Raw genomic sequence first — 17295 nt, 5'->3', positions numbered from 1 at the left:
CTGCTGCGGAGTGTGTACGCCCATGGATGCCGTCGCCGATCATGTCGTGAAGCTCGAAGCTGCGCCGGAGCGCACGCCGGTCCCGCCCTTCGATCTCGTGATCTTCGGTGCCAGCGGCGATCTGGCCCTGCGCAAGCTCTTTCCGGCCCTGGCCCAACGCAATCAGGAGGGCGTGCTGCCGGAGGAAAGTCGCATCCTGGCGATGGTGCGCAAGAGCGAGGATGTCGCCGGACTGCCCGGCGAGATCAGCCGGAAGCTCACCGAGGAGGGGCTTTCCGCCGCCCGGATCGAGACGTTCCTGCGCAGGCTCTCCGTGGTGCAGGTCGATGCCCTGAAGCCTGAGACCTATGCCGGCCTGCGGCAGGAACTCGGCGATTCGGAGCGCGTGCGCTCCTTCTATCTCTCGACGCCGCCCGATCTTTTCATCCCCATCTGCGAGAACCTCGCCAGCGCCGGCATCCTGACGCCGACCTCGCGCGTCATTCTCGAAAAGCCCTTGGGACGGGATCTCGCCTCCGCCCGCGAGATCAACGACGCAGTGGCAAGGATCCTTCCGGAAAGCCGCACGTACCGGATCGATCATTATCTCGGCAAGGAGACGGTCCAGAACCTTCTGGTGCTGCGCTTTGCCAACACCCTGTTCGAGCGCTCCTGGTCGAGCCGCGACATCGACAATGTCCAGATCACGGTTGCCGAGACGGTCGGCCTCGAGTCACGTGCCGGCTATTACGACAAGGCCGGGCACTTGCGTGACATGGTGCAGAACCACGTGCTGCAACTGCTCTGCCTGTTCGCGATCGAGCCGCCGAATCTGCTCGAAGCCGATGCCGTCCGCGACGAGAAGGTCAGGGTGCTGAAGGCTCTCAAGCCGATCGTCGGCCCCGATGTGCTGCGGGCGACCGTGCGCGGACAATATGGTCAGGGCGTCAGCGGCGGCGCGCGCGTCCATGGCTATGCCGAGGAGCTCGGCCACGCCAGCAACACCGAAACCTTCGTCGCGATCCGCTGCGAACTCGAGACCTGGCGCTGGGCCGGCGTCCCGATCTATCTGCGCACCGGCAAGCGCATGGCGCAGCGCTATTCCGAGATCGCCGTTACCTTCAAGCCGGTGCCGCATTCGATCTTCGGGAGTGCTGGCGATTGCGGGCGGCTCGACGCCAATCGCCTGATCATCCGCCTGCAGCCCAATGACGGCGTGCAGATGCAGCTGATGATGAAGGTGCCAGGCTCCGGCAAGCTGAAGATTGTCCCCCGCCAGCTCGATCTGCGCTACGACACCGCCTTCGGCGTGCGCTCACCCGATGCCTATGAGCGGCTGCTGACGGATGTGATCCGCGGCGACCAGACCCTGTTCATGCGCCGCGACGAGGTCGAGCAGGCCTGGGCCTGGATCGATCCGATCATTGCCGGTTGGCAGGAGTACTATCCGCAGCCGCATCGCTATGCCGCCGGCTCCTGGGGGCCGTCTCAGGCGATCGGTCTGATCGAGCGCGAAGGGCGATCCTGGGCCGACCCGGAGCTGATGGAGTGAGCGCGGTGGGCCCGCTCGCCTGGCATCGTTTCGAGACGCTGGCCGGCGCATCCGAAGCGCTGGCCGAGGCTGTCGCAGTGCGCCTGCGTGCCGCCATATCCGCCCGCGGGGACGCGTTGCTCGCGGTCCCTGGCGGTACGACGCCGGCACGTTTTCTTGCGGCACTCGGCGCGCATGACCTCGCCTGGGACAAGGTGACCCTGATGCCGACCGACGAGCGCTTCGTCGCGCCGGACGATGCCGCCTCGAACGAGCGCATGATCCGGGACGCCTTCTCCCCCTTGCGTGACGAACGGGCCAGCTTCGTGTCCTTCCACAATGCCGGCGACGATCTCGCAGCGGCAGCGCGCAGCCTCGATGCCGTGCTCTCGCGCCTGCCTGCGATCGACATCCTGGTCAGTGGCATGGGTGCCGATGGGCACATCGCCTCGCTCTTTCCCGGCGACGCCGCAGCTACGCGCAGCGACGACGCGATCCACGCCGTCGCAGCCCGTCCGCCCGGCCTCCCACCTCGCATCTCACTCTCGGCCGCGCGAATCGCGAAGGCAGGTTGGGCAACCCTGCTCATTGCCGGCAAGGAGAAGGAAACGACGCTGGCGACGGCTCAGGCCCTCCCGGCGGCCTATCCGGTCGGCATCCTGCTGCGACGGCCGCAGGGGCTCGACGTTTACTGGGCCAAGGCTTAAGCGAAGGCGCTAAGCGAGGAGATCGAGCCGATGTCAGGCGAACCCGAAATTGCACGCCTCAAGGCCTGTGGCGTTGTCCCGGTCGTCGTGATCGAGGAGGCCGAGGTCGCGGTCCCGCTGGCCCGCGCGCTGCTTGCGGGTGGCATCGACGTGATCGAGGTCACCCTGCGTCGCCCTGCTGCACTGGCCGCACTCGAGAGGATCGCCCACGAGGTGCCGGAAATCCTTTCGGTTGCCGGTACGGTCGTGACGCCCTTGCAGGTCGCAGAGGTCAAGCGGGTGGGCGCGCAGGCTGTGGTCAGCCCAGGCTTCAGCGAGGCGGTGGACGAGGCGATGCGCGCGGCGGGGCTGCCCTGGTTGCCTGGCGTGGCGACGGCGTCCGACTGCATGCGCGCGGTCTCGGCCGGACGGATCACCTGCAAGTTCTTCCCGGCAGAGCAGGCGGGCGGCACGCCGGCGCTGAAGGCGTTGTCCGGGCCCTTCCCGCAGCTGAAATTCTGCCCGACCGGCGGCGTCAGCCTCGCCAATCTCGCCGACTACCTTGCCCTGCCGCAGGTGATCTGCGTCGGAGGATCCTGGCTCGTGCCGGCGGATGCGGTTGCGAAACGCGACTGGGCGCGCGTGACTGAGCTTGCGAGGGAAGCGCGCGACGCCGTGAAGGCGATCCGCGGTTAAGCGTCCGCTCTCAAGCCGACGATCGTGACAGGGCTGACGGAGCGCCAAGCGCCCTCCGTCACGCCTGCAGCCTTTCGATCACCAGCTCCGCGATCGCGAGCGAGGAGGTCAGCCCCGGGCTCTCGATCCCGAGCAGGTTGACCAGCCCCGGCACGCCATGGACCGCCGGTCCGTCGATGCGGAAATCCGGCATCGGCTCGGTCGGCCCATGCAGCTTCGGCCGGATACCGGCAAAATCCGCGACCAACGCGCCGTCCTGCAGACCCGGCCAGTAGGTCCTGATCGCTGCATAGAACTTTTCGGCCCGGGTCGGGTCGACGACCAGGTCCTGATCGTCATTCACCCATTCGACATCCGGGCCGAACTTGACGCGCCCGGCCATGTCGATCGTGGCATGGATGCCGAGCCCGGCTGCTTCGGGGATCGGGTAGACCAGATGCGAGAAGGGCTGCTTCCCCAGCAGTGCGAAGTAGTTGCCCTTGGCGAAAGACTGCTTCGGCACATGGGCGGCAGGAAAACCGTCGAGCCTGCCGAGCAGGCGCGGCGCGCCATGTCCCGCAGAATTGACGATGCTGCGGACCGAATAGGTTGCCGGATCGTCGCCGCCGAAATCGACGCTGAACGTCTCGCCCTCGCGGCGCCAGCCGGTGATTGGCGTATTCAGGGCCAGCGAGCCGCCGGCCGCTTCACATTCTCCAAGCAGCGAGAGCATGAAGGCGTGGCTGTCGACCACGCCGGTCTCTGGCGAGAACAGCGCGATCTCGCAGGCGACCTCGGGCTCGTGCGCCCGCGCCTCGGCGGTGTCGAGATAGCGCAGCGAATCCACGCCCGAGGCTTTCGCACGCGCCGCGATCGTTTCCAGTGCCGGGCGCTGGCCCGAAGATGTCGCGACGATCAGCTTGCCGCAGGCTTTGTGCGGCAGGCCGCGCTCACCGAGATAGCGATAAAGCTGCTTGCGGCCCTCGACGCAGACCTGCGCCTTGAGCGAGCCGGGTGGGTAGTAGATCCCGGCATGGATGACCTCGCTGTTGCGGGCGGAGGTCTGAGTGCCGATGCCGTCGGCGGCTTCTGCGATCACGACCTCGCGTCCGGCGAGCGCAAGGGCGCGCGCCGTTGCGAGGCCGACAACGCCGGCCCCGATGACGAGGCAATCGATATCGGCCATCGTGATCCTGCGATCAGGCTGCGCGCTGCGGCATGGCGATCTCGACGAGGCTCGCCCAATAGGTCACGCCGACCGGGATCGCCGCATCGTTGAACTCATAGGCCGGGTGGTGCAGGCCAGCCGAGTCACCATTGCCCATGAAGATATAGGCGCCGGGGCGCTCCTCGAGCATGAAGGAGAAATCCTCCGACCCCATGACCGGCGGGATCTCGGTGTCGATCGCGTCCTTGCCGAAGACGTTCCGCGTGGCGCTGGTCACGAAATCCGTCTGCCCGGCGTGATTGAAGGTCACTGGGTAGCCGCGGTCGTAGTCGACTTCGCATTTGAGATCGAACGCCTTCGCCAGCCCGTCGGCGATCTCGAGGATGCGCTTCTGGGCGAGGTCGCGCATGGCAGGCGTCAACGTCCGGACCGAGCCCTTGATCTCGACGGTCTGCGGAATGACGTTGAACGCCTCGCCGGCATTGATCGCTGTCGCCGAGACGACGACCGAATCGAGCGGGTCGGCATTGCGCGAGGCGACGGTCTGCAGCGCGGTCACGAGCTGGCAGGCGGCAACCACCGGATCCTTGGTGTCGTGCGGCGCGGCGGCATGGCCGCCCTTGCCCTCGATCTTGATCAGGAAGCGATCGGCAGCGGCCATCAGCGGGCCCTTGCGGATGCAGAATTGACCGATCGCCATGCCAGGCTTGTTGTGCAGCCCGTAGACCTCCTGCACGCCGAAGCGCTCCATCAGGCCTTCATCGCACATCACCTTCGCGCCGCCGCCGCCTTCTTCGGCCGGCTGGAAGATCACGACTGCGGTACCGTCGAAATCGCGGGTCTCGGCGAGATACTTCGCAGCGCCGAGCAGCATGGTGGTGTGGCCGTCATGACCGCAGGCATGCATCTTGCCGGGCACGGTCGAGCGATGCTCGAGATTGGTTTCCTCGTGGATCGGCAACGCATCCATGTCGGCACGCAGGCCGATGACCTTGCCGGAGCCCTGGCGCTTGCCCTTGATCACGCCGACGACGCCGGTCTGGCCAATGCCGGTCACCACTTCGTCGACGCCCCAGGCCTTGAGCTTCTCGGCGACGATGCCCGCCGTGCGATGCACGTCGAAGAGCAGTTCGGGATGGCGGTGAAAATCGCGACGGATCGCGGTGAGCTCGGGCGTCAGCGCCGCGATGAGTTCGGACTTCGGCATCATGTCCTCGGGCAAAGAGGGAAGGTTGGCAGAAATCGGGTTGCCAAGTCCTGCAAACTAGCGCGGTCCGACCGGGTCTGTCCAAGCCGATTGCGGCATGAGGGGGCGGAAGCGGAGGAATGGCGTCGCGACCGCGTATGGTTGCAATCCTCGCATCATTCTGGATCGATGGCTGGTGTCGGCGGCAGATCGTCCTCGCGGTCGAAATGAGTGCATGTGTCCGTGTTGCGGGCTTCCCGGAGAGCAGGATCTGTCATGGTGGAGTGGCTTTCAGCCTTCACGTTCTGCTCGCTGCTCAGCGCGGCGGCGGTGTTCGGCCTCCTGCTGCGGAGCCGGTTGCCCGAGGAGCATCTGACTGAAAAGAACATGGAGGCGCTGCGGCTGATCACGAGCCTCCTCGTTACATTTGCGGCGCTTGTCCTCAGCCTGCAGCTGTCGAGCGTGAAGAGCGCGTTCGACATGGCGTACCGGGACAGGAACGCGGATGCCGGGCAACTGGCCCAGCTCGATCAGTGCCTCCGCAATTTCGGCCCGGGGGCCGCGCAGGCCCGCGCGAATCTCCGAAGCTATACCGCCGCGGTGATCGCGAGCACCTGGCCCGACGAGGAAAGGCCGACCGGCATTGCCTATCCTGACCCCAGCACCATGGGACGCCACGGGGAAAGCCCGACTCTCAGCGTGCTGGTCAATCAGATCGGCCTCGAGATCAATGCCCTGGCCCCGGTCGACGTGTTGCATGCGAACCTTGCTACGGAATGCCGTGCGAATTTCATGAGCCTTCAGCAACGTCGCTGGGCGGTGATTGAAGATGCGCGGGACCCGGCGTCGCGGCTGTTCACGAACGTCCTGACGTTCTGGCTGATGCTGGTCTTCGTCAGCTTCGGCCTGCAGGTCCCTCGCAAGCTGCTGGCCGCCATCGTCCTGGCGATTGGGGTGGTTTCGATATCGAGCGTGATGTTCGTGATCGTTGATCTGAACTCGCCCTATGGCGGCCTCTTCGGCATCCCAAGCACATCGATGCGCAATGTGTTCGAGGCCATGAGCCGGTAGGCAACTCACCTTCATCTCGTGCGAGTGTTGTCGTCGATGCCTTCGCCCAGGGGCGAGGCGACGAATGACGTGGGGCCCGATTGCTGTCCTTCTGCCGGGAGTGCCGGCGCCTCATGCTGCCGGCTGCATCAGTGGCTGCGCTGCAAGGAGGTATCTTCGGTGACCCATGCTCGCGACCGATGTTACGGGCTTTACTCATCGTTCACTGGCGCTGCCCGTGCCGCTCGGCGCCGAAATCGTGACAACTCCCTGATTTCATTGCGGTCATGCCGTGCGGGTGTCGCTGGCGTGTTTCTTGATCAGCATCGGGCGCTGTGCGGACTTGCCTCCGGCAGCAGGGAAGAAACGCATATCGGGAGACAACAAGATGAAAAGACTCGCGAGCCTGACTCTCGGACTGACGCTTCTTGCGATTGGCTATGCCGGCGCGGACGTCCAGAGCAGCAAATTCTATGTATCGCCGGAGCAACTCGACACGACCCGGTTCATGGCGCCGCCGCCATCCGCGGACACGACCCGGCGGGAGCTCGAGATCATGCTGAGCCTGCAGGATAAGCGGACAGCCGAGCAGGCCGAGCGGTCGGTCGCGGATCTCGAGCAGAGCGTCTTTCGCTTTGCCGACGTGATGGGCCCCGAATTCACGGCCGAGAAACTGCCGAAAGCGGCGGCGTTCTTCACGAAGGTCTACAAGACGGAGAGCGCCTTCAACAAGCAGGGCAAGGAGAAGTGGGAGCGCCAGCGGCCTCCGGTTGTTGACGCGCGCCTCAAGCCGGTCGCCAAATATTCGAACAGCGGCTCTTATCCGAGCGGTCACGCTGCGTTTTCATACCTCACCGCGATCGTGTTGGCCGATATCGTGCCGGAGAAGGGCGAGGCGATCTTCGCGCGCGCCGTCGAATTCGGCGAGAACCGGGTGATCGGCGGCGTGCACTATCCAAGCGACATCCAGGCGGGCCGGGAGATGGCCGCGATGATCGCGGTTCTCGCCTACCGGAACCCCGATTTCCAAAGGGATCTCGAAGGAACGAAGTCCGAAATCCGCGGCGCCTTGCGACTGGCGCAGTGATCTAGCCGTCATGGCAGGTCGGTCCCGTTGCGGCATCGACGCGGTGACGATCTCCCAAGGGGTGGCCGCCTGGACAGGGGGCTGCCCCTTGCGTTGCCATCGGCCTATTGGGTTGGCGGCGGCCAGAGCGCCTGGCCGTCGATCTCTTCCGGCTTGCCTCCCGTTTGCCATTCCGAAACGACCGCCGCTGCACCTTGGTGTAGCGGTCAGCGTTACGGACTTGCCGGAACGGTCCGGCATCGGAATGCACTGGAGATTTCGCGTGGAAACGTCCCTCTATCTACCGGTCAAGCACTTCCTCGAAGGCCTGGGCTATTCCGTGAAGGGTGAGGTCGGGCGCTGCGACCTTGTCGGTCTCAAGGGCGATGATCCAGCCGTCGTCGTGGTGGGAGAGTTGAAGCTGACCTTCAATCTCGAACTCATCCTGCAGGGCGTGGACCGGATGAAGCTCGGTGACGAGATCTGGCTTGCAGCCCGGTTGTCGGCGCGGGGGAAGGGACGCGAGAGCGATTCCCGCTATCGCAATCTGTGCCGGCATCTCGGTTTCGGCCTTCTCGGGGTCGCTTTGTGCGGTCGCGTCGATATCCTCGTTTCCCCGGCCGCGCCGACGCCGCGCAAGGATGCCAAGCGACGCTCGAGGCTCGTGGAGGAGCACAAGCGGCGTCAGGGAGACCCTGTGGCAGGCGGCGGTTCGCGCACACCGATCATGACGGCCTACCGGCAGCAGGCGCTCGCCTGCGCGGCAGCCATGATGGCAGGCCCGCAGCGGCCGCGCGATCTCAAACAGTCATGCCCGGACGCACAGAAGATCCTGCACCGCAACGTCTATGGCTGGTTCGAGCGAGCCGATCGCGGCGTCTACGCCTTGACCGACGCCGGCCGCATGGCTCTGGCAAGATGGGTGGCAACGCCGGTTCCGGACCCACTCGCGCCTGGGCAGCACGGAGCCGCGCCTCCGGTGCCGGACACCACTGAGGGCCCCTCCGTTGCTGCCTGCTGATCGGTTGATCTCGCGGCCGGCGACACGCAAGGCCGTCGAAGGGGGCTCGATCTAGCGGGCGCTCGCAGCGAGATAGATCTCGGCGATCTGTTCGATTCCGGCCTGGTCGGCGCTGTCGAAACGGGAAGGGTGTGGGCTGTCGAGATCGATCACGCCGATGACCTCACCGTCGCGGATCAGCGGCACGACCAGTTCCGAGCGCGAGGCCGCATCGCAGGCGATATGGCCGGGAAACGCATGGACGTCTTCCACCAGCATGGATTGCCGGCGGGCGACCGCCGCTCCGCAGACGCCGCGCCCGACGGGAATGCGGACACAGGCGGGCTTGCCCTGAAACGGCCCGAGCACGAGCTCGCCGTCCCGCATGATGTAGAATCCGGCCCAGTTCAGATCCGGCATCATCTGGAACAGCAGTGCCGAGGTATTGGCAGCGTTGGCGATCGGGTCGCTCTCTCCTGCCAGCAGGCCCTGAAGCTGCGAGGTCAGCTCGCGATAGAACCTGGCCTTGTCGCTGCTCGCGATTGCTTGTGCCTGAAACATGGCTGCTCACCTCCGGCGCTCGCCCTTCGTCATGGCGCTCCCTAGCATCGCGCAGGGGCGACAGCGAGAGCGCAATGGTGCGGGTCGATCCACTTGGCTACAAGGAACGCAGCGCCGGGGTTTCTCTCCCTGCATGATTCCTCGCCTTGATGAAGTGATGTCCACCATGTCCGAGATCCAGCCCATTCGCGAAGCGGTCATCCCGGAGCTGCCGAACTATTATCGGGGCAAGGTCCGCGAGAATTACGATCTGCCGGACGGGCGCCGGATTCTGATCGCCACGGACCGCCTCAGCGCCTTCGATCGCGCCATCGCCTGCATCCCGTTCAAAGGGCAGGTGCTGACCCAGACGGCCCGGTTCTGGTTCGAGAAGACTGCGGATATCTGCCCCAACCATGTGCTGGAATATCCGGACCCCAATGTGGTCGTCGGGCAGAAACTCGATATCCTTCCCGTCGAGATCGTGGTGCGCGGCTATCTCGCCGGCACGACCAGTACGTCCGTGCTGACCATGTACAAGCAGGGCAGGCGGGATCTCTACGGTATCCGCTTCCCGGATGGCCTGCGCGACAACGAAGCGCTTCCTCACGCCGTCCTCACGCCGACCAGCAAGGCCTTCGACGGCGGCCATGACGAGCCGCTTTCCCCGGACGAGATCGTCGGCAGCAAGCTCCTGACGCAGGAACAGTGGGATACGGTGTCCGGCTATGCGCTGGCGCTGTTCGCCCGAGGGCAGGAGATCGCGCGCGAGCGCGGGCTCATCCTTGCCGATACCAAATACGAGTTCGGCACCGATCGGCAGGGCCGGATCATGCTGGCCGATGAGATCCATACCCCCGACAGCAGCCGCTACTGGTTCGCCGAGAGCTACCCGGCGCGCTTTGCAGCGGGAGAGCGGCCGGAGAGCTTTGACAAGGATTTCGTGCGCAACTGGGTCGCCGCACGCTGCGACCCCTACAAGGAGCCGATCCCCGAAATCCCGGACGAGCTCATCGCGCAGACCTCTCAGGTCTATATCCGCGCCTTCGAGACCATTACGGGTCAGGCCTTCGAGGCCCCTGCGGACCAGGAGCCGCCGGTCGACAGGATCCGCCGGAACTTGGCGCGCTATTTCTGAGGTCAGTTCGGGGCGCGCATTTCTCCGAGCATCGTCGGGATGAGCTCCGATACCGTCGGATGGATCGGCACCGCGCGCAGCAGCCTGTCATAGGGTGCGCCCGCGTTCATCATGTCGAGGATGCCATGGATCGCCTCGTCGCCGCTCGTCCCGAGGATCGCGGCGCCGAGGATGCGACGCGTCTCGGCATCGGCGATGACGCTCATGAAGCCGAGCGTCTCACCTTTCTCGACGGCGCGGCCGACGCGCGTCATCGGCCGGCGGCCAACCAGCAGCGGCCGGCCGCTGGCGCGCGCCTGGGCAAGCGTCATGCCGACCCGCCCGAGCGGCGGATCGATGAAGAGCCCATAGGCCGGGATGCGGTCGCTGACCTTGCGCGTCTCTCCATCGAGCAGATTGGCGGCGACGATCTCGAAATCATTATAGGCCGTGTGCGTGAAGGCGCCGCGGCCATTGCAGTCGCCGATCGCCCAGATGCCGGGGACATTGGTCGCCAGGCTGTCGTCGACTTCGATATAGCCTCGCGCATCCGTTGCGACCCCGGCCTTGTCGAGACCGAGATCGTCGGTGTTCGGGCGGCGCCCGACGGCAAGCAGGACATGCGACCCGATGATCTCGGGTGCCCCGGCAGTGCAGTCCACGCCGACCGCGATGCCCTCGGGTTGGGGGGCGAAGCGAATGCACTCCGCGCCTGTCCGGATCTCGATCCCTTCGGCAACAAGGATATCGCGGATCGCCTCCGAAACCTCCTCGTCCTCGCGGGACACGAGATGCGGCCCCTTCTCGACAACAGTGACGGCTGCACCGAAGCGGCGGTGCATCTGAGCGAATTCGAGGCCGATATAGCTGCCGCCGATGACGACGAGATGCTTTGGCACCGTGTCGAGAGCAAGGATCGAGGTGTTGGTCAGGTAGGAGATGTCACCGATCCCGGGCATGTCCGGCACGACGGCGCGCCCGCCGACATTCAGGAAAATGCGGGGTGCGCTGATCATATCGTCGCCCACCCGCATCCGGTCGGCGCTCTCGAAGCGGGCATGCCCGGTGAGGACGGTGCAGCCCTTCATCCCGCGCAGCCAGGTCTCGATATTGCGGCGCGAATTGGCGGAGACGAGGGCGGCTCGCTCCTTGACCTTCGGCATATCTATCCGGGGCGGCGCGTCCAGGACGACGCCGTATTCGGCACCTCGCCGTGCCAGATGCGCGGCATAGGCACTGGCGACGAGCGTCTTGGTCGGCATGCAGCCGGTGTTGACGCAGGTGCCGCCAAAGAGGTGGCGCTCGACGATCGCAACCGACATGCCGGCATCGGTCATCCGTCCGGCCAACGAAGGCCCGGCCTGGCCGGCCCCGATGACGATGGCGTCGAAGGTCCTGCTCATCGCGCGGCCCCCACGATCAGCCAGGCGGCGAGGATCGCCACCACGTCCTCGATCAGTGCGGCGGGCCAGTCGCGGCCGAATGCTCTGGCGAGCCCGGCGCGGACGGTGGCCCCGCCAAGCGTGCCGGCGACGGCGCCGGCCGCGCCCGCGATCGCGCCAAGCGCGAGCGATCCGGCAGCAGCGCCGATGGCCGCTCCGGACAGGGCGCCTGTCACGATGCGGCCGCCGAACTGCGTCGGAACCTTGCGGCTGGGTGTCGACGGCAACTGGTCGGTGATCAGTTCGCCGATGGCCAGCGCGGTGAGTATCCAGGGCGTCCAGGCATAGCCGAGAAAGGCCAGAGGGCTGGCGTCGAGGTTGATCCAGCCGAGATGGGCGGCCCAGCTGACCGCGGCGGGCGCCATCATGGTGCGGAGCCCGGCCACCACCCCGATCAGCGCTGCGAGCAAGACGGCCATGGCCTTCCCTCGGACGGCAGGGTGCCGCTTGCCAAGACAACGCTAGTGCATCGCGCAGGTCAACTCGCCGACCATCGAAGTCGCCCGCTGCGTAAGGGCCTTGGCGTCAAGACCGATCCTGTGAAGGCTGCCTTACACCCCGTATTCCTTGCGCCACGCCGCGAAATCGTCGAGCGAGACATTGGAGCCGCAGAGGATCAGGCCGACGCGCTCTCCGGGCTTGAACATTTCCTTGCGCGCCACGGCCGCGGCAACCACGCAGCCTGCCGCGGGCTCCAGCAGCACCCTTCCGTTCTGCAGCACCCAGGCCATTTCGCGCACGGCCTCGGCATCGGGCACCGTGACGATTTCCTCCAGATACTGGCGCGCCGCCGCCATGGTGCGTTCGGTCGCGAAGGGGGCGCCGAGAGCACGGGCGATCGAGGTCGGCCGGATCGGCACCGGCTTGCCGGCTTCCAGCGCCTGGGTCATCGTCGTTGCGCCCTCGGTCTCGACGCCGTGAATGCGCACGGCCGGGTCGAGCCCCTTGAGAGCCGTGCCGACGCCGGCCGCGAAGCCGCCGCCGCCGATCGAGATGAAGACGTGGTCGAGGCGCCCGCCGGCATCATTCGCCAGTTCGAGGCCGAGCGAGCCATGGCCGGCGATGATCGTCGGGTCGTCGTAGGAATGGACATTGGTCATGCCCTTTGCCGCGTACGCGTCGGCCTTGGCAAAGGCCTCGATCGCGTCCTCGCAGAGTTCGACCTCGCCGCCGGCCTGCCGGGTGAGCTCGACATTGAAGGGCGCGACATTCTTCGCCATCAGCACGAGCGCTCGGGCGCCCATCGATTTGGCGACCATCGAAACGGCGATCGCGTGGTTGCCGCCGGAAACGGTGACGATGCCGCGCTTGAGCTCGTCCTCGCTGAGCGACATCAGCTTGTTGAAGCAGCCGCGCACCTTGAACGAGCCGCCGAGCTGCAGGCTCTCCACCTTCACCACGGTCTCGACGCCGAGCCGCGCCGAGAGGCCGGCGCTATGGAAGGTCGGAGTGCGCCGCACCTTGCCTGAGATGCGGGTGGCGGCAGCCTGGATATCGGCGAGCGTGACGTCGAAATTCATGGGACTGGACTTCTCTCATGGCCCGGCGGCGCCGGCGTCTCGGCGCGCACATCAACGCGTCCGGCGCAGGCCGGTCAAGCCACTGCTGACGATTGACCTGGCTGTCAGGCTGCCTAGCGTGTCGGCATGAAACCTGCCTTCCCGTCTGCCTTTGGAGACCCGACCCCGTGAAATACACCCCCAAGGAAATGCTGGCGAAGCTGGTTTCGTTCAATACGGAATCACAGCGCAGCAATCTCGAGCTCATCCATTTCTGCCGTGATTACCTCGCCAGCCTCGGTGTCGAGAGCACGATCGTTCCGAGCCCTGACGGCCAGAAGGCCAATCTCTATGCGACGGTCGGACCGGCGGTTGCCGGCGGCGTCGTGCTCTCCGGGCACACCGACGTCGTTCCCGTCGCGGGGCAGGACTGGACCTCCGATCCCTGGACGCTGACCGAGCGCGACGGCAAGCTCTACGGCCGCGGAGCCTGCGATATGAAGGGCTTCGACGCGACCGCGCTGGCTCTGGTGCCGGAGATGATCGAGGCCGGGTTGAAGCGACCGATCCATATTGCACTCTCCTATGACGAGGAGGTCGGCTGTCTCGGCGCGCGGATCATGATTGACGCCATGGTCGCTGCTGGCCTCACGCCGTCGGCGGTGATCGTCGGCGAGCCCTCGATGATGCAGGTCGTCACCGGCCACAAGGGCGGCACGCGGATGAAGACGACGGTGCGCGGCCATGCGGTGCATTCGAGCCGCGTCGACATCGGCGTCCCGGCTGTCATGATCGCCGGCAAGCTGATCGCCTGGCACGACGAGGTCATGGCGGAAAACAAGGCCCGGACCCCGAACGATAACGGCTTCGAACCGCCCTACACGACGCTGCATGTCGGCGTGGTTCACGGCGGTACGGCCGTCAACATCACGGCCGAACATTGCAGCTTCACTCATGAGGTGCGCGTCATTCCCGGCGAGCGCGACGACGCCTATGTCGAGCGCTACCGCACCCGCATCGCCGAACTCGAGGCCGGGATGAAGGCGATCGCGCCCGAGACGGGCATCGAGATGGAGGTCACCTCCTTCACACCCGCGCTCGGCCCGGAGCAGCATGGCGAGGCGGAGGCCCTGTCACGCCGGCTGACCGGCGACAATGGCAGCCATGTCGTCGCCTATGGCACCGAGGGCGGTCTCTTCCAGGCGGCCGGCTGGTCGACGGTGGTTTGCGGCCCTGGCGATATCGCCCAGGCTCACCAGCCCGACGAGTTCATTACGGTAGCTCAGCTCGATGCCGGCGCGCGCTTTATCCGTGGCGTCATCTCCGAATTGGCACGCTGAGAGATATCCGACGCCATGAACTTCCGTTCCTGGCGTCGATTTTGCTGGTTGCGTGTGAGTCTCGGGTCCAGTGCGCAAGAAAATGCAATCTGGAGCGTTTCTCATCAGCCGTACTGGACGCCGCTCGCGAAGCGTCATTAATCTGCCACCTTCTTTCGCCGGGCGCTTGGGAGGCGCCGGGCGGGAGCCGCTCCCGGGAGGAGTGGGTAGCAAAAACGATTGGGAGCGATCGAATTATGTCATTCAAGACGAACTGCCTCGCCGCGGTTGCGGCTCTGGCGCTGATGTGCGGCGCCGCGCAGGCACAGACACTGCGCTATGCCAACCAAGGCGAGCTCAAGTCGCTCGATCCCTATACCGTCAACGAAACCACCACCAACGCCCATCTCGGTCACCCCTACGAGGGCCTGACGGCGCGCGGCAAGGACCTCAAAATCGAGCCCGCCCTCGCTGAGAAGTGGGAAGTCTCCGATGACGGCCTGAAATGGCGCTTCTTTCTGCGCAAGGGCGTGAAGTTCCACAATGGCGAGGATTTCACCGCCGACGACGTGATCTTCTCGGCCGAGCGCGTTCGCGCGCCGGGCTCGAACTTCACCACGCGCATTCCGACCGACGCCAAGTTCACCAAGGTCGATGATTACACCATCGACGTGACGCTGAGCTCGCCGAACCCGATCCTGAATGCCCAGTGGGACACCTGGTACATCATGTCGAAGAAGTGGGCGGAGGCGAATAATGCCGTCGCTCCGACCCCGGCGGCGGCGACCACGCCGAGCCATGCCTCGCTCAATGCCAACGGCACCGGCCCGTTCAAGATCGAGAGCCATCAGCCCGGCGTGAAGACCGTGTTCAAGGTCAACGAGAACTGGTGGAACAAGAAGGTCGAGCACAATCTCAAGGAGATCGTGTTCACGCCGATCGCCTCGGACGCGACCCGCGTCGCGGCCCTGCTTTCGGGCGAGGTCGATGTGATCGAGCCGGTTCCGATCCAGGACATCCAGCGCGTCAACAGCGCCGGCAATGTGCAGGTCATGACCGGACCGGAACTGCGCACGATCTTCCTCGGCATGGACCAGACCCGCGACGAACTGCTCGAATCCAACGTCAAGGGCAAGAACCCCTTCAAGGATCCGAAGGTCCGTCAGGCTTTCTACCAGGCGATCGACATCGAGACGATCAAGAGCCGCGTCATGCGGGGTCTGTCGACGCCGTCGCCGCTGATGATCGCGCCGGAACTCTTCCCGCACGCCGGGTTCACGCGCGCCAAGTTCGACACCGAGGCCGCCAAGAAGCTCCTGGCCGAGGCCGGCTATCCCAACGGCTTCGAGGTCGGCATGGACTGCCCCAACGACCGCTACGTCAATGACGGCCAGATCTGCCAGGCCGTGGTCGGCATGCTGGCTCGCGCCGGCATCAAGGTGAACCTGAACGCCCAGCCGAAGGGCCAGTACTTCGCCAAGGTCCTGAAGTCGGGTGGCTACAAGACCTCGTTCTACCTGCTCGGCTGGACCCCCGGGACCTTCGACAGCCACAATGTGCTCAACGACATCCTGGGTTGCCGCGATGTCGCAGGCTCGTCGCGCGGGGAGTCGAACCTCGGCGGCTACTGCAACAAGAAGGTCGACGCGCTGACCGACAAGATCCTGGTCGAGCCCGATACCGCCAAGCGCGACGCCATGATCAAGGAAGCCTTCAAGATCACGGTGGACGAGTTCGCCTATATCCCGCTGCACCAGCAGGCACTCGCCTGGGGTGTCTCGAAGAAGGTCAAGCTGACCCAGCGCGCCGACAACTCGGTGCTGCTCTACTACGCCACCAAGGAGTGACGTGAGAGGCGCGCGGAGCGATCCGCGCGCCTTCTTTCATCCTCATCGTCATCCCGGACAGTTGGTGCAGCCGCGCCGGACCCAGGATTCGTTGCAGCGCATGGCGCTCCTGCTGGATTCCGGATCTCCGCGTCCCCTGGCTTGGGATGGCCGCGCGTTTTTTCGACCTCGGCAAACCGGGGATTCAAGGCGGCCATGTTAGCTTTCATTCTGCGTCGGCTGTTTCAGTCGCTTCTCGTCATGCTGAGCGTGGCGCTGATCGCCTTCGCGATGTTCCGTTTCGTCGGTGATCCGGTGAACCAGCTCGTCAGCCTCGACACGCCACAGGCGCAGGTCGAGCAGATCCGGCGCTCGCTCGGCCTCGACGACCCCGTCATCGTCCAGTTCTTCCGCTATATCTACAACGCCGCCCGGCTCGAATTCGGCGTGTCCTACCAGTTCCGGCTTCCGGTGATTTCGCTGCTGGGTGACCGCGCGCCGGCGACACTTGAGCTCGCCTTCATGTCGGCCCTGTTCTCGCTCCTCGTCGGCATTCCGATGGGTGTCTACACCGCGCTGAAGCGCGACAGCTGGCTCGCCAAGATCTTCCAGGCGGTGTCGCTGATCGGTATCAGCCTGCCGACCTTTCTGATCGGCATCCTCCTGATCTACCTGTTCTCGGTCACGCTCGGCTTGCTGCCCTCCTTCGGGCGCGGCGAGGTCGTGAAGATCGGCAGCTGGTGGACGACAGGCCTGTTGACCGTGTCCGGCCTCAAGGCGCTGATCCTGCCCTCGATCACGCTCGGCCTGTTCCAGATGACGCTGATCATGCGCCTCGTCCGCGCCGAGATGCTCGAAGTGCTGCGAGCCGACTACATCAAGTTCGCCCGGGCGCGCGGGTTGCGCACCCGGACGGTCAATTTCGGCCATGCGCTCAAGAACACGCTGGTTCCGGTCATCACCATCGCCGGACTGCAGCTCGGCTCGATCATCGCCTTCGCCATCATCACCGAGACGGTGTTCCAGTGGCCGGGCATGGGCCTGCTCTTCCTGCGGGCCGTCCAGAACGTCGATATCCCGATCATGGCTGCCTATCTGATGCTGATCTCCTTCCTGTTCGTCAGCATCAACCTGGTCGTCGACCTGCTTTATGCCGCCGTCGATCCGCGCCTGCGCGCGACGATCGGCGCACACTGAGCCGGTGGAGAGTT

16 protein-coding genes are annotated in these 17295 nt (G+C 65.4%); 10 read left to right on the top strand and 6 right to left on the bottom strand.

Translation table 11 applies throughout. The annotated features are described in order from the left end of the window. The first annotated feature begins 22 nt into the window (after nt 1-22). Genes zwf through eda form a run of 3 tightly spaced genes read left to right on the top strand, consistent with a single transcriptional unit; the run spans nt 23 to nt 2892 of the window. Nucleotides 23-1531 carry a glucose-6-phosphate dehydrogenase gene (gene zwf / locus BIWAKO_RS04805; RefSeq protein WP_069877568.1) on the top strand — a complete coding sequence of 503 codons (1509 nt, stop codon included), beginning with the start codon at nt 23-25 and terminating at the stop codon, nt 1529-1531. Then, a complete protein-coding gene (gene pgl, locus BIWAKO_RS04800) occupies nt 1528-2217 on the top strand; it encodes a 6-phosphogluconolactonase (protein ID WP_069877567.1) in 690 nt (229 codons plus the stop codon). The genes zwf and pgl overlap by 4 nt, the downstream gene beginning before the upstream one ends. 30 nt (nt 2218-2247) lie before the next feature. Then, on the top strand, nt 2248-2892 hold the full coding sequence (gene eda, locus BIWAKO_RS04795) for a bifunctional 4-hydroxy-2-oxoglutarate aldolase/2-dehydro-3-deoxy-phosphogluconate aldolase (RefSeq protein WP_069877566.1): 645 nt from the start codon (nt 2248-2250) through the stop codon (nt 2890-2892). Between the two features lie 58 nt (nt 2893-2950). Here eda and BIWAKO_RS04790 read toward each other — a convergent pair whose 3' ends face one another. Beyond that, the gene (locus BIWAKO_RS04790; RefSeq protein ID WP_069877565.1) at nt 2951-4057 is read right to left on the bottom strand and encodes an NAD(P)/FAD-dependent oxidoreductase; all 1107 of its coding nucleotides are present in this window, start codon (nt 4055-4057) and stop codon (nt 2951-2953) included. Between the two features lie 13 nt (nt 4058-4070). After that, nucleotides 4071-5246: a M20 aminoacylase family protein gene (locus BIWAKO_RS04785; RefSeq protein ID WP_069882173.1), complete on the bottom strand. Its 1176-nt coding sequence runs from the start codon at nt 5244-5246 to the stop codon at nt 4071-4073. Between the two features lie 255 nt (nt 5247-5501). Between BIWAKO_RS04785 and BIWAKO_RS04780 the strand changes: the two genes are divergently transcribed. The 3 genes from BIWAKO_RS04780 (at nt 5502) to BIWAKO_RS04770 (ending at nt 8362) form a co-directional block, all read left to right on the top strand. Further along, nucleotides 5502-6296 (top strand): bestrophin-like domain, encoded by a 795-nt coding sequence (locus tag BIWAKO_RS04780; protein ID WP_069877564.1) that lies wholly within the window; start codon nt 5502-5504, stop codon nt 6294-6296. A 367-nt stretch (nt 6297-6663) separates the two neighbouring features. Then, on the top strand, nt 6664-7362 hold the full coding sequence (locus BIWAKO_RS04775; RefSeq protein WP_069882172.1) for an acid phosphatase: 699 nt from the start codon (nt 6664-6666) through the stop codon (nt 7360-7362). 262 nt (nt 7363-7624) lie between these two features. Next, a complete protein-coding gene (locus BIWAKO_RS04770; RefSeq protein WP_084651159.1) occupies nt 7625-8362 on the top strand; it encodes a DUF2161 domain-containing phosphodiesterase in 738 nt (245 codons plus the stop codon). A 51-nt stretch (nt 8363-8413) separates the two neighbouring features. Here BIWAKO_RS04770 and BIWAKO_RS04765 read toward each other — a convergent pair whose 3' ends face one another. Next, nucleotides 8414-8902, bottom strand: a complete 489-nt coding sequence (locus tag BIWAKO_RS04765) for a GAF domain-containing protein (protein ID WP_069877563.1) — start codon at nt 8900-8902, stop codon at nt 8414-8416. A gap of 157 nt (nt 8903-9059) precedes the next feature. Here BIWAKO_RS04765 and BIWAKO_RS04760 point away from each other — a divergent pair, with 157 nt between their 5' ends. Further along, a complete protein-coding gene (locus BIWAKO_RS04760) occupies nt 9060-10019 on the top strand; it encodes a phosphoribosylaminoimidazolesuccinocarboxamide synthase (protein ID WP_371331821.1) in 960 nt (319 codons plus the stop codon). 2 nt (nt 10020-10021) lie between these two features. Here the strand turns inward: BIWAKO_RS04760 and BIWAKO_RS04755 are convergent, their stop codons facing one another. The 3 genes from BIWAKO_RS04755 to BIWAKO_RS04745 all read right to left on the bottom strand — a co-directional run bounded on the left by BIWAKO_RS04755 (nt 10022) and on the right by BIWAKO_RS04745 (nt 12960). Further along, nucleotides 10022-11401: an FAD-containing oxidoreductase gene (locus tag BIWAKO_RS04755; protein WP_069877562.1), complete on the bottom strand. Its 1380-nt coding sequence runs from the start codon at nt 11399-11401 to the stop codon at nt 10022-10024. Beyond that, entirely contained in the window at nt 11398-11859 is a 462-nt protein-coding gene (locus BIWAKO_RS04750; RefSeq protein ID WP_069877561.1) for a DUF4126 domain-containing protein, read from the bottom strand. The genes BIWAKO_RS04755 and BIWAKO_RS04750 overlap by 4 nt, the downstream gene beginning before the upstream one ends. Before the next feature lie 132 nt (nt 11860-11991). Beyond that, nucleotides 11992-12960: a threonine ammonia-lyase gene (locus tag BIWAKO_RS04745; RefSeq protein WP_069877560.1), complete on the bottom strand. Its 969-nt coding sequence runs from the start codon at nt 12958-12960 to the stop codon at nt 11992-11994. A gap of 167 nt (nt 12961-13127) precedes the next feature. On the opposite strand from BIWAKO_RS04745, the gene argE reads away from it, so the two are divergent. The 3 genes from argE (at nt 13128) to BIWAKO_RS04730 (ending at nt 17281) form a co-directional block, all read left to right on the top strand. Continuing rightward, nucleotides 13128-14279: an acetylornithine deacetylase gene (argE, locus tag BIWAKO_RS04740; RefSeq protein WP_244523359.1), complete on the top strand. Its 1152-nt coding sequence runs from the start codon at nt 13128-13130 to the stop codon at nt 14277-14279. 236 nt (nt 14280-14515) lie between these two features. Further along, the gene (locus BIWAKO_RS04735; RefSeq protein WP_069877558.1) at nt 14516-16105 is read left to right on the top strand and encodes an ABC transporter substrate-binding protein; all 1590 of its coding nucleotides are present in this window, start codon (nt 14516-14518) and stop codon (nt 16103-16105) included. 195 nt (nt 16106-16300) lie between these two features. Further along, the gene (locus tag BIWAKO_RS04730; RefSeq protein ID WP_069882170.1) at nt 16301-17281 is read left to right on the top strand and encodes an ABC transporter permease; all 981 of its coding nucleotides are present in this window, start codon (nt 16301-16303) and stop codon (nt 17279-17281) included. The last annotated feature ends 14 nt before the right edge of the window (nt 17282-17295 follow it).

The organism is Bosea sp. BIWAKO-01, assembly GCF_001748145.1.
Lineage (GTDB): Bacteria > Pseudomonadota > Alphaproteobacteria > Rhizobiales > Beijerinckiaceae > Allobosea.
This window is presented reverse-complemented; position numbering and strand designations above follow the sequence as displayed.